The following is a 12,864-nucleotide window of genomic DNA, read 5'->3' as shown; positions in this document are numbered from 1 at the left end:
GGTCTGCGCTCAGAAGCGGAACAGCCCCCACTGGCTGGGGTTGAGACTGGCTTCGCTGGGAACGTCAGCCGTCATGGCATCGGCTTTATTGTGCCAGTAAACGCGAGCCTGCGCGCGCGTACCGTCGCTGAGAACAAGGCCGACATCGCCGCGATATTGTTTTCCGGACGATGCATCGATCCCAAGCAGAGACAGCGGAACGGTGAACTGGTAAAAGCCTCCGTCAGCGGAGAGCGTGACGCGGTCGCTGACGTCCTCGACATCGTCAAAGATGACCTCCCCAACAGGCGAGGAAAAAGTAACACGGTTGCCCGGCCCTGCGGCCTTCTGGTGGTAGAGCACGGCGAGCAGCCTGCCGTCACGGCGCGTCACGAAGAGACGCTCGTCGCCGATGCAGGCGTGGCGATCGTCGCTGGATCCAGTCGAGCGCAGCATCAGGTCCAGGCCGCCGCCCTGCGTAAACGCAAAGGGAAACTCAGCCCCGGAGTTGCGCAACAGATCGGGATGGCTAGAGCGATACGCCACGACAAGATTTTTGCCATCGGTGCCAAGCTGGAAGGAAGAGCTCTTGTCGATCACCGCCCAATCCGCTTTGGGCCACGCCTCCGCCCCGGCCTTCGGGATTGCAGCGAGATGATGAACCTCGATCTCCGCCTTCCGTCTCTCGAGGGAGAGGGATTGCGCGCGAAGCGGCGCTGCCTGAGCCAGCTGCGAGCTGCTGACATCGATGCTTCCGAGATCGACGCGCTGAACAGTATCGAGGCCGTCCAAACGCACGATGGAGGTGTGCCACTTGCCTACGGCAAGGTAGACGTTCCCATCATCTTCACCGAACATGAAGGGCCAGAACTGCTCGGCGTCGAAGCTGAGGTTCGTGATCGCCATGCCGGGAGTTTCCTTGGGATAGGGCCAGAAGGGTGACATGCGCGTATCCCCGCCAAGCGTAGCGACCAGCAGGCCGTCGACGGTGTAGACATAGATCTCACCCATGTAGGAGTAGCGCGCGACCAGATACCCCGCCTCCCCATGCGCCGGGCGCACAGGATAACCAAGCATCCTCTTCGGATCCTGAATCTCCCCCGGGCCCGTGGGCGGAACAGAGGAGGAGCGTGCAGGCATCCTCCAGCGAAGACGGCCACCCTTATATCCACTCATGTCCACGAGAAACCATCCATCTGGGCTGAGCGCAACCTCTCCCACCGCAGGCGTATGAGAGACCAGAGCGAGCTTCCTCAGATCATAGGAGGGAACACCCGCAGCATCCACCGAGTCCTCCGGCAAATGATAGGGTCCTCCGCTGATCACCGAGAGATCGGGCTGAAAGACAACTCCCGCGGAGCCGGGCACCGCAGGCCGGGTAAACTCGATCTCTTCCGCTTGCACCGCGTGATCATGGTTACGATCGGTCCAGAGAAAGAAAGTCTGGTCCGGATCGCCAGCCGGGATGCGTCGCCGGACCTCCGGCTGGTCCAGCGCAACCCAGTGATGCGGGCCTCCCATCGCTCCCACCCAGCCCGCGCTGGCGATAGGCCGGCACACGCCATCCTCGAGAATCCAGAGCGTTGTGACCGTGGTCTGGTTATACCAATACGTATTGTAGGAATCGGTGAAGTACTGATGGCCGTTGCGATAAAAGGTCTGCGCCGGCGTGATTCCGCCATGCGAGCCAGCGGGAATCATATCTTGGGGAAAGAAGATCGGCTTAGGCGAATAACCGCCATAACTGATCGCGTCGTTGAGCGGATCGGGAAAGCGATACCGCACCGCAGTAAGGCGCTCGTGACCGGTCGCAGGATTGACACGAAACTCGAGCAGCCCCATGCTCCCGGGATTCCCAATCGAGGGATAATACGCGCGATAAAGATCGTGCGGATCAGCGAAACCGCCGCCGCCGTACTGCGTGGGACCATACCACGCGTTGAGGAAGCGTCCGGTCTTCGCCTCCCACCGGCTGATGCGCTTCGGAAGATAGTCCTCCTCCGCGACCCACAGAACACCGTTCGAGTCGACGGCCATCCCCAGCGGATGAGCCATGCGCCGCTCATCGTACGCTCCGATCTGTGGACCTCCCGGACGCCCGATGACGCGCAGCATCCTACCGCTAGCTGCGGAAAAAACCTTGACCTGATGGCTGCTTCCCCAGTCGGTGACATAGATCTCGCCATCGGATTCTATGATCTGCTTGGGAGCTTCAAGCGACGAAGCAGGAACCACCACCTTCGGATCGGTTAGCGAGAGCGTGTGCCAGTCATGGCTCACGGTGAAGCGCGTGATAGCCCCCTCGGTCGTGACCAGCAGATGGCCGTCCGGCTCGAAGGCGAGCGCTCCAACATGAGAGAGCTTAATCCTCGCAAAAGGAGCCTCCGCGCCGTGGCGGACATCGAAAGCGACGATCTCGTCAGCCCCAGGGTTCGAAAGCAGAAGCAGGCCATTGCACGCGGAGAGGCCAACCAGCTCGCGGAAGGCGTCGTGCATCTGAATACCACCCACCACCTTCGCCAGGGGCGCAAGCCCCGTCTTCGTGATCGCCAAGACCTGCAGCGCGCCAGGGTCAGTCTTGCCAAAGTCACGGCTCGGATTGACGACATAGACCGTGTAGGCGATATGGTCAGGGTTGCGGTCACGACCGATGTCCCGCGCCAGCGCAATGCCACCGTTCCAGCCCCGAATCTTGATTCCATCCAGCTTGCGGCCCTTTAGATCCGTCCACATCAAAGCGTGCCCCGCCTCAGCCGCCTGCGCTCCCAGCAGAATCTGCGGCGCGGTCGAATGCGTGGGCCACGCGCTTCCCTCCGGCAGAAAAAGCGCCGAAGCCGGCGCAGTATGATCGGCAAGCCACGCGCCCGCACCGTCAGCCGTAGGCCAGGGAGGCGTTCCGGGAGAGTAGATCGAATACTGAAGGCGCGGAACAATCCGCTCATGAAAGAGGCCGCGAACGCGATAGCGGCCAGCAGCGGCGACGCCGTCGAGAGAACTTCCATCCCATGGAATCGTGTTATGACCCCGGCGGACACGATAATCCGCAACCAGGTTCTTGATCCGGTTTCCCTGCTGATCTTCAATCACCAGCGTGAGCAGACCGTCCTGCTTTGCTTCATAAGGAATGCCGATGGCCGACTGAGGCGAGCCAAGGTTGCGAGCCGGAAGAGCGAACGGAAAAAACAGAGTACCGAGGATCGCAAGGACTGCCAGGATGCGCTTCATAGATCTCCAACGAGCTTCTTCAGCCGACGTGCTGTTTCAGAATGCGCGCCGCCTGTCAGCCGGGAAAATACTATAAAGAATCGTGAAAGATCACGAGACTTCCCTGCCGGCACGCGATCGCGTTTCACCATCCGAGTTCGGGAAATTATCAAAAGACAGTTCATCCGCGCTGGGAGCCCAGACCCTTCGCTTCGCCATGATCGCGAAACAGAACTTCTGATCGAAGATGACATCTCACCATGCGAGATAAAAGGTAAAGACCGAAGGCTGGCATCGAGCTGCTCCTCTAGTCAGTGCTTGGGTGCTTTCGCACCAGCTACCGTTCTGGAAGCCGGAAGCTCATTACCGTCCCCGACGGCTGGAAGTCACGACTACGGACCTGCATCGTGCCGCCACGTTTCTCTATCAATGACTTTGTGATCCAGAGGCCCAGACCAGTCCCGACGAGCTCTTTGGTCGTAAAGAATGGGTCAAAGATCTTCGCCTGGTTCTCCTTAGAGATACCGGTTCCATCATCCGCGATTGAGATACGAGCGACAAGCGCCCCAATCCGTACCTGAGTAACTACACGGGCGCGAATGATCAACCTGCCACCTTCGCGAGAAGCATCGAGCGCATTCGAAATGAGATTTGAGAGTATCTGCTTGAATTCGCCAGCCCACGTAAAAATCTTCAAATCAGGTTGAATCTGTCGTTCGATGCGGACGTTCTTGTATGAAAACTTGCGCTCGTAGATCGCAACAATCGTCTCGACCACCTCGGCGACATTTATCCAACTCGCGTTGGAGGTAGCACGTTGGAAGCCTAGCGTCTGCTGCGCAATGTGGGCCGCGCGGCGTAGCTCCTGCTCGGCAGATTCCAGGTAGGACCGAACCTCCTGGGGAACTTCAGGGTGCTTTTTGCCGAGATAGATCAAGTTGGTGATCGATTCGAGCGGATTGTTGATCTCATGTGCGATCGTAGCGGCCAATCTCCCCACGGAGGCCAGTCGCTCGCTCGTGTGTAGCGCTGCGATCAGCCTCTTCTGTTCCGTCACATCTCGCAGAATCTTGGCAGCACCAATAATTTTTCCGTGCCGATTTCGCACCGGAGAGATGGTGAGCGACACGTCGAGTCGATCTCCGTTTTTGTGCATTCGTACGGTTTCGAAATGCTCGATGCGCTCGCCCCGGCGGACCTTGTCCAGGATCTGCGGTTCATCCTCCTGGAGTTCCAACGGGATAATAGTTGTGATCGACTTTCCGATGATCTCGTCGGCCGAATATCCCAAAATGCGTTCGGCCCCGCGATTCCAGCTTGTGACGATTCCATTCAGATCCTTACTGACGATCGCGTCGTCAGACGATTCAACGATCGCTGCGAGGCTAGCCATCGCTTTCTCCGCCTGCTTCTGTTCCGTGATGTCCGTCGTAAAGCAGCGAGTGTGAACAAACTTTCCGTCGCGCACATAGACATTGGAATCGATGCGAACGTTCCGAATCGAACCGTCCTTGCATTGCAGACGCGCCTCATATCCCACCAGCTCCTCGCACCTACTTAGCCGAGAAAGGATGTCTTCTATGACCGCAGCGTCGGCATGGAACTCTGAAATCTGACGACCGACATATTCGTCATACTCGTAGCCGAGGAGTTGCAGCTCCGCCTTGTTCGCCCAGAGAATTTCGCCCGTTGCAGAGACCCAATGCATCCCAATAAGCGCGTTTTCAACGTAGTCACGAAGTTCAGCTTCACGCTCCTGCAGTTCCGCTTGCAGCCTCTCTCGCCGAGCGACCTCAAGTTCCAGTGCCTGAGCTTTCTGCTGAAGGAAGAGGATGGTGCGGAGCCGTTGATCCTCAGTCTCCACGGAGGTATATCGCTCCGTGGGGATAACATACGAGTGCTCGGCGCAGACTTCTGCCATCCTCTCGCCGTCCTGGTGCTCAGAGAACAGGTGCATCGGGTAGGCGCACTGCAGCTGAAAGCGATGTATTTTAGCCAGTTCGTTCCATAGCCTCTCAAGAGCGAGGGCAGCCGAATGATTTCCTTCGGCCCAAAGAACAGATACCATCTCCCCGAAGGCAGCAAGTTTGCCTCCATGCCGTTCGGCTACTACGGAAGCTTCTCCGATGAGCGTCCCGATCACTTTTCTGAACAGCACTGGATCCGGCTCACCCGCGACCATGAACCGCGAGAGAGATTCGCTCGCATCAAGCGAAACAAACCTTCCTTGCTGCACTGCGAGATGAGTATCTATGCCTTGTTCCTGAAGGTGAACGATTAGGGCATCCCGGTGCGGTTTAGTCGCAATCACAATGGCAGGGAGACCAGCGCCCAAAGCAGAGCTGATGAACCGGCTCAATCCCTGGGTAAGAGCATCATCGGTTTCGTAGAATTGGACGATATGCCCGCTGGACTGGGTAGCGCTCGCCTCCGGCGGCATTACTGGATCATCGCTCTCAGTCGATATGCCAAGTACCTCTGTGTCCATTGGAGACCTCAGAACACAGTTTACGCGCGGGAAGAGGCTACGGACCCCCTTCTTAAGTGGGATCGAGCCACCATGGCAAGATGTTGGCGGAATCAACGCTCTTATGGCTATGTTGCGAGCGCACAAAAGCAATTGGGGTTGGCAGGTGAGCTTGGGTATTTTCTAAGAACGAAATTGCTTTGAAGCCTGCCTAGGGAACTTCTGAGAGCAACGATGAGGTAAGTTCCCGTGATGAGAACCATGGCGCAATTCCTTGTCTTTGCGAGATTATTCGCAACCGGACCCGCTTTCACCCAGGAAGCTCGTCAGGACTTCAAAAAAGAGTTAGATCAGGAGTCTTCCGAACAATCCAAGAAGCAGATAAGCCGTTTTGCAATGGAAAGAAGGAGGTTGGGAACAATGAAATACCTCGCAATCGGTCTTGTACTCTCTTGTTTGACTCCGCAAGCGGTGGCGCAATCATCAACTCCCTCCGCCCAAACCGCACCTCCTCAGGGCGAATCCGCTTGGTCTCTAGCGCAAAGCATCGGGATGTCGCCTTCCCACGGGAACGGGGACACTGTCGATCTGGTACTTCCAGACCAAACACTGAGTTTTGCCATCGACAAGATTCAGATCGTAGATCCAAGCAATGTGAGCGTACTGGAATCCGGTGCGGTATCCTCATTGACCCTTGTTACCTGTTACCCCTTCTACTTCGATGACAGTGCACCGCAGCGGTACATAGTTCGCGAACTGGAACTGAATCCCGGTTCCTTACCGCCGCATCCTGACCCGCGAAGACGCAAAGAACTGCAGCAGATCCTGTCTCTGCTCGGCACCATTACGGATTTGCACGATCTCTCCCTGATGCTTGTCGGCATCCTCAGCGGACCACGCGCCAGCGAGGCGACGGGTTTGCAGTGGAAGTCTTGGACAGGGATCTCGCTTGTTCCCTATGGCACCGCGTATGAGGGGCAGTTCCATCAGGGACGTCTCAAGTCGAAGGCGAGCAGAGCACCGATCCCGCTCCCCGAACCGGTCCGCCCCGTCATCGAGGCATGGAAGAGGCTCTGTCCAGATCCATCGCCCGAGGCACTCATGTTCCCTACCTTCGGACGCGGCAAGCGGAAGGGACAGGCGGTGCCCCGCTGGGGAAAGAACTTCCTCCGATGGCGAATCCGTCCGAGCTCGCGCGAGCTGGGGATCCCGGATCGCCTGGTCACCTTCCAGGTGATGCGGCGTTCTCTGGGAACCAATCTTCAGCACTATGGAACGTTGAAGGACACTCAAGGCGCTCTCCGTCACGCCAGCATCACGACGACAGGTAATGTCTACGTGCAGGTGGTCGAGGAAAGCGTGATGCGTGCCGTCAACTCTCATGCCATAGCAGTGCTTGATGGCTGGTCGCCTGAGGTGGAGAGTATGGGACTGAAGGGCAGGAACATCAAGAAGCAGCTCGTGCTCGAGGGGAATCCTCAGGCTCCGCTGGTAATTTGACGAAGTTTGACGAAGTTCTTGGAAGGGAGATTTATATGTGATTGATTTATATGGCTCCTGAGGTAGGACTCGAACCTACAACCCTTCGGTTAACAGGCGGGTCGTCAGGCTCGGAGCACCTTTACTTTCAATGGAATAGACGGAGCCGAAAGGACAATTTGGAGCCTTTTTGGCGCACAATTTGGTGAAGAATTTGGTGAAGTTTTGAGACGAGAGGAGTCTCGGGTTTGGACCGAAGGCTCATCCCCAACCGCTTCTGGATACCTGGTCGTGGACAGAACGGATTGCGTGGGCTCCTAGTTCCCTGTTTGTCGCGGATTCCGCGAGAGTGGCTGGTCTTTCACTTGTTCGCGTAACTCGTCCGACCTCGACCGTGTGAAGGTGTGCTGAAAGTGGACTGCTGCGCGTTCTAAAGGGATTATGAGTCGGCGTAGCCGATAAAGATCGGCATTCCGGGCTATATTTGGCATCAAATTGGCATCAACTTCTAACCAGTGGGCACGGGCTGAATCGTGAGGATTCAGCCCAGCTTGTCTGGCACGGGAGTCATTGGACGTCGGCATCAATCCGGGATGGTTTGGCCGCACTAAAAAGCGCTTCTAAGAACGAATCCGGTTTGCAGCCGCTTCCATAGTGTTGGTTCGCGCACTAGGCCAGCCCTGAAAAGGCCGGCGGCGGCGGTTCGATCCCGTCTCTGGCCACCACTTTTTTAACAACTTAGCGGCAACCCGAGAGTTGAAGTTTCAGTCTGTGGAACCATGCTGGAACATCGCTAGGCGGCAACGGATTCGCTATCGACCCTAACGTTGTCATTTGGAGCTTGCAGAAGCTTCCACATTCCGTTAGCTGTATTCCCGGTCTTGGCGAGATGCTTCCGACCGAGTTTTGCGTAGCGTTCCGTCATCTTGATATTCGAGTGACCGAGAATCTTGGCAAGCTCGTAGAGATCGCCGCCGTTCATCATGTACCAGGATGCGAAGGTATGGCGCAAGTCGTGGAAGCGGAAATCCCGAATCTTTGCCCTCTTCAGCAAGTCTTCGAAACTGCCTTCCAGCCTTCGGCGCTTTCCAACGGCTTTAGCCCGAAGCGGGAATAGCGGCCCGTCTTCCTCACCAACCGATTTCAACGCCATCGCCAGCGTGGGTGTCATCGGGACGTACCGCATCTTGCCGCCCTTCAGCTTCGCCCGCACTGCCAATAGACCTTCCCCGTACATAACGTCACTCCACTGAAGCCCAAATATCTCGGATGCCCTCATGCCCGTCGTCAACGCGATCAGCACAACCAGCCTCATTCTGCGAATGGTCAGATTGAACTTGAGCAACTCCCGGATGGTGTAGTCAGCACAGCAGGCCAGTTCGAAGCCGCTGTCACCAGCTTTCCGAATTTTGACGGTCAATTGAGCGATATTGAGCAGACACGGCTTTCGGCACGTAAGGTCTATGGAGAATCGCTCCTGCGGCTTGATCAAGCCTTCATCACTCCGCTCGATCGAGAAGACATTCTTGGCCTGATCAACGAAATGTATGGTGTCGTCGATCGAGTTGCGGAACTCTCGCAGCGCCTTCGGCTCTATCAACTAAAGGACTTGCACCCTACGCTAACCGGGCAGGCAAAGAACCTTTCTACTATCGCCGGCGAGCTTAATCGAATCATTCACGGTCTTCGTCACCAGAAAAAGCTCAAAGATCTAAAGCCGGGATCGGATGGCGTCTCAGGAGCTATGGAACTTTCCTACTGGTATTCTGATCAGAATGGTCGCGAGGGTGCGAACAGATGCAGCTTTGCGGAACTGTTGCCGGGCTTTACGACGCGGTTCTTTACAGAGAGGGGAGATGAGCGCCTTGAAAGCGCTTTGATCCCCACCCCTCCACAGAGTTTGACCTCACCGCCATGATCTCTTCGTGCTCTCACGATCCGATATTGTGGTTCGGTTTTTGGCGCAACTAGGCGAGAGCTGGATTTGTAAGACTGTCCCGAGGCTAGTGCCGGACAACGCCGTTAATCGGAACCGTTCCGAAGTGATTGCTCGCTTTTGAGCCTGGGGCAAACATCAGCGTGATATTTGAGAACGGCACCTTATCTGATCCGGTGATGCAGACCATGAGCTGGGACTTCTCGCCGTCGGGTGCAAACGGCGCGTTGCCCCCATTCCCGGTAGTGCTCGCCATCCCGACAACGACAAAACCGGTTGTCGTGGCGGCAACGGCGAAGTGGGCGGTAGGACAGTTCTCTGCCACGTAGTTAGGATCAGAGATCACGCGGGCGTCCCTCATGGTGAAGTGATGCGTATGTTGGTCACGTAGGGTCGTGTCGGTCGTTTTGTTGGCGATCATCCAAAGGTCGGAATGCTCCATGTTCAGTGCCGCACTAAAATCAACGACATCGAAATTAGGGTAGACCTCGAGCGACCACGTTCCGCGAATCTCGTACCCTCCCATCGCGAAGGGGTTGTAGTCGTTGATAGTTCCCTTGAGTGTGGTGGAGCGCGGACCCTCAGCAACCAACACACTGCTTAGCGCCAGGACCATGACCGCAAGTTGCGTAGACAGCAGGAAAGCCTTATTTTTCACAAGAAACCTCCATCCTCTTGCTTTCGGACAGCGCATACTGCCCACAGCCTGCAGTTCTTCAACGATTGAAGTCTTTGGCGTGGAGCGAGGACGCTGACAAACTGGGGTCGATCATGGCTCACGCACGCGGAATTGAGCCATAGACGAAGGTTTACCAGTTTCTTATCGGATTCTGTTCAGCTAACTTGCTGAAACTCCTATACATCTGCCAGGTTTGAAGTTTTTGTGGCATAATCTTGGGACTCCGAGGGGGAAGACGTGCCGGAGATTGAAGGAATTATCAGATTCGATCAGTATGAGGTCGACCTTCGCGCCGGCGAACTTCGCAGGAATAACCGGCCAGTCCGGCTGCAGAACCAGGTCTTTCGGCTCCTGACGACGTTCCTCGAACATCGTGGCGAGGCGTTGACGCGAGATCAGTTAAGAACACAGATTTGGCCGCCCGATGTGTTCATCGATTTCGATAATGGATTGAGCGCTGCGGTCCGTAAACTGCGAGTCGTGCTGGGCAGACCTCCGGGGGCCAAAGGCAACAATAGCTACATTGAAACCGTGCCGCGGGTCGGTTACCGATTTATTTCGCTCGAGAACGGAACGAATACCAACAACAGGCGCATCATTTCCGTTGCAATTCTGCCTTTCACGAGCGATTCAGATAGCTCGGACCTGGATTATCTGTGTGAAGGCATGACCGAAGCTCTGATTGACGCTGTTTCTGAGATTCGCGGGATCGCGAAAGTAATCGCTCGCAATTCGGCCTACCGATTCAAAGGGCGTGACCCGCAGGAAGCAGGGCGCGAACTCGGTGTACAGGCAGTAGTGATTGGAAGTGTGCATCCCGCTGGCGATCATGTGCTGGTGCGAGCTGAGCTTATCAGCACGACTCAAGGTTTGCGCCTTTGGGGAGCCAGCTATCAGCCACTCATCCAGGAGCTTCCGCTGCTTTCATCGACAATCGCCTTGGCTTTGCGTGATCGCCTGGGATCCAAGCAGCGCACTGGGGTGCCACGCAGCGTATCTCATCGGTCGACTGATAATCCCGAGGCGTACCGTCTTTACTTGCGAGGACGATACCTCTGGGCGAAGCGCCCGGGAGCGGGTTATGTTGAAAAAGCAATTGAGCTGTTCAATGAGGCGGTTGCACTCGACCCCGCCTTCACTCTGGCCCACGTTGGGCTTGCCGACTGCTACAACACGTTAGGCGCATGGGAAGCCGGCGTTCTGGAGCCGGCGATCGCGTTGGAACGGGGCAAGGCCGCCGCCAATCGGGCACTCCAACTCGATTCCAATCTGGCCGAAGCGCACACTTCTCGTGGTTATTGTCACTTCCACTATGAGTGGGACTGGGGCAGCGCCGAGGCCGCATTCAAGCGAGCCATTGATCTGAACCCCAATTACTCCCACGCTCACCACTGGTACTCTCATCTGCTGGTCGCCAGGGGAAGGATGAAAGAGTCGCTGGAACACAGCCTTCGCATTATCGAACTCGATCCTTTCGACCTGCTTATCAATTCGCACCTCGCATGGCACTACCACATGGGGGGACATTATCAGGAGGAACTCGAAGAATCGAACAAGCTCCTCGAAATGGAGCCGAACTTTCACAAAGCTCATTATTTCAGGGGTCTCGCTCTCGAACAGCTTGGAGGTACCCGCGATGCCGTCAAGGCACTGGAGAAGTCATATCAGCTTTCGGGAAGTACATTCATGCTGTCCGCGCTCGGACACGCATACGCAGCTGCCGGTGATAGGGACAAGGCAGTTCACGTACTCGGTACATTAAAGGAATTATCGAAGAGCCGCTACGTAGCGGCGTATGAACTCGGTGCGATTCACGTGGGACTACAAGAATACGAGCATGCGCTTGATTGTCTGGAAAGAGCGTATATAGAGCGGTCCGGTTGGATGCCGTATCTCCCTGTCGATCCAACATTCGCGCCTTTGCGAAGTGAACCTCGGTTTCATAGAGTATTGCGGAGTATTTCAAATTCTTGGGGTAATTCTTGAGTAACGCCGAAATCAAGCAGTGATCGGACCCAATCCGCAAGTAGCCGGCGCGACTGCCTCCCCAGCTAGCTTTGCGCAGGTCTCCAACAGCAGAACAGGCGTGGAGGCTCACCAAAGGAGCGGGTTCATCAAGACGATCTCCCGGATCGAATTCTCGAGATATGAAGTTCTCCACCAGGAATAACGGCGCTTGCCTCGCCTCCACGTTGGAGGGAACAATACGGGAACAACCTGAGGACGAAACCATCCCAAATGCTCTCAAACCATCCTAAATCGACGATGTTCTAACGTCTTTCGTATCAATCGCGTCCGCTGATTCCAAGCCATTTAGGTCCATTGGTAGGAAGCCCTGAAAAGGCCGGCGTCGGCGGTTCGATCCCGTCTCTGGCCACCATTCAGAATCAATAACTTAGGCACACTAAAGATCGCGACGAATGTCCTCTCTTTTCCTACTCAGCTCGATCGCCCACTGAATCTAAACAGTTGTTCCCATATCGTTCCCGCTGATTTCGGGTAGGCACAAGGGATCGAACCTAAGATCTCTACAATGAGCAAGATAGTAATTCGCTTATTCTCCGACGCCAGCCGCAACAAATGAACGAAGAGGTCGTTTGCATTTGAGATATCGGCCTCCTAGGTTGCGCAGCGATTGGAGGATGGATGAGTGAAAACGAGGAGAGGCCGGTCCGTTCTTCATGGGAACTACTTCCTCTAAGTAGAGGACAACGTTCTGCGGAATCCCTTGATGTGACCTCATTGCTGTCGTACGTCGAAGGTTCATATGGAAAGTGATTAGAAGCTCAGTTCAATCTCGATGGTTTGCCCCTGTACTGCACGCTGTACTCTTCGCGCTTACATGGCTGACCGCTTTCGTCCAACCACAGCCCATCCTTGATGGGCCCGCCCGTTGGGGATTCATAGTTCTATTTTTTGCTGATTTTCCGGTGTCTGTAATTGGTTTTTCAGCGATCTGGGATCATAAGCTAGCGTTTGGACTTTCGTTGTGGGGTATAGTCGGAACCGCCTGGTGGTACTTTTTGGGGGTATGGTTTCAGCGCCGACGTGCCAAAAAGTCATCAACAGCATGACCTCCTTTTACTGTGGTCTTGGCGGAGCAGGACCGACGGTGAATTC

The 12,864-nt window shown here is 55.8% G+C and carries 7 protein-coding genes and 1 tRNA gene; 4 read left to right on the top strand and 4 right to left on the bottom strand.

What is annotated here, in order from left to right; all coding sequences use genetic code 11:
- Positions 1-9 precede the first annotated feature (9 nt).
- Positions 10-3,204: a hypothetical protein gene (locus JAO29_RS02675; RefSeq protein ID WP_334266634.1), complete on the bottom strand. Its 3,195-nt coding sequence runs from the start codon at positions 3,202-3,204 to the stop codon at positions 10-12.
- 316 nt (positions 3,205-3,520) lie between these two features.
- Entirely contained in the window at positions 3,521-5,671 is a 2,151-nt protein-coding gene (locus tag JAO29_RS02670; protein WP_334266633.1) for a PAS domain S-box protein, read from the bottom strand.
- 531 nt (positions 5,672-6,202) lie between these two features.
- Between JAO29_RS02670 and JAO29_RS02665 the strand changes: the two genes are divergently transcribed.
- On the top strand, positions 6,203-7,150 hold the full coding sequence (locus tag JAO29_RS02665; protein WP_334266632.1) for a sortase domain-containing protein: 948 nt from the start codon (positions 6,203-6,205) through the stop codon (positions 7,148-7,150).
- Between the two features lie 772 nt (positions 7,151-7,922).
- On the opposite strand, the gene JAO29_RS02660 is transcribed toward JAO29_RS02665, so the two are convergent.
- Positions 7,923-8,549: a site-specific integrase gene (locus JAO29_RS02660; RefSeq protein ID WP_334266631.1), complete on the bottom strand. Its 627-nt coding sequence runs from the start codon at positions 8,547-8,549 to the stop codon at positions 7,923-7,925.
- Between JAO29_RS02660 and JAO29_RS02655 the strand changes: the two genes are divergently transcribed.
- Positions 8,550-9,047 carry a DUF47 domain-containing protein gene (locus JAO29_RS02655; RefSeq protein ID WP_334266630.1) on the top strand — a complete coding sequence of 166 codons (498 nt, stop codon included), beginning with the start codon at positions 8,550-8,552 and terminating at the stop codon, positions 9,045-9,047.
- A gap of 85 nt (positions 9,048-9,132) precedes the next feature.
- Here JAO29_RS02655 and JAO29_RS02650 read toward each other — a convergent pair whose 3' ends face one another.
- Positions 9,133-9,723, bottom strand: a complete 591-nt coding sequence (locus JAO29_RS02650; RefSeq protein ID WP_334266629.1) for a hypothetical protein — start codon at positions 9,721-9,723, stop codon at positions 9,133-9,135.
- Between the two features lie 258 nt (positions 9,724-9,981).
- Between JAO29_RS02650 and JAO29_RS02645 the strand changes: the two genes are divergently transcribed.
- Positions 9,982-11,730: a winged helix-turn-helix domain-containing tetratricopeptide repeat protein gene (locus tag JAO29_RS02645; RefSeq protein ID WP_334266628.1), complete on the top strand. Its 1,749-nt coding sequence runs from the start codon at positions 9,982-9,984 to the stop codon at positions 11,728-11,730.
- 329 nt (positions 11,731-12,059) lie between these two features.
- A tRNA-Phe gene (locus JAO29_RS02640) sits at positions 12,060-12,124 on the top strand.
- The last annotated feature ends 740 nt before the right edge of the window (positions 12,125-12,864 follow it).

It is taken from the genome of Edaphobacter sp. HDX4, assembly GCF_036877565.1.
Classification (GTDB): Bacteria; Acidobacteriota; Terriglobia; order Terriglobales; family Acidobacteriaceae; genus Edaphobacter.
This window is presented reverse-complemented; position numbering and strand designations above follow the sequence as displayed.

Excerpts from the sequence above, each read along its gene's own strand:
- JAO29_RS02675 (WP_334266634.1), bottom strand. The coding sequence starts at position 3,204 with ATGAAGCGCATCCTGGCAGTCCTTGCGATCCTCGGTACTCTGTTTTTT.
- JAO29_RS02670 (WP_334266633.1), bottom strand. The coding sequence starts at position 5,671 with ATGGACACAGAGGTACTTGGCATATCGACTGAGAGCGATGATCCAGTA.
- JAO29_RS02665 (WP_334266632.1), top strand. The coding sequence starts at position 6,203 with ATGTCGCCTTCCCACGGGAACGGGGACACTGTCGATCTGGTACTTCCA.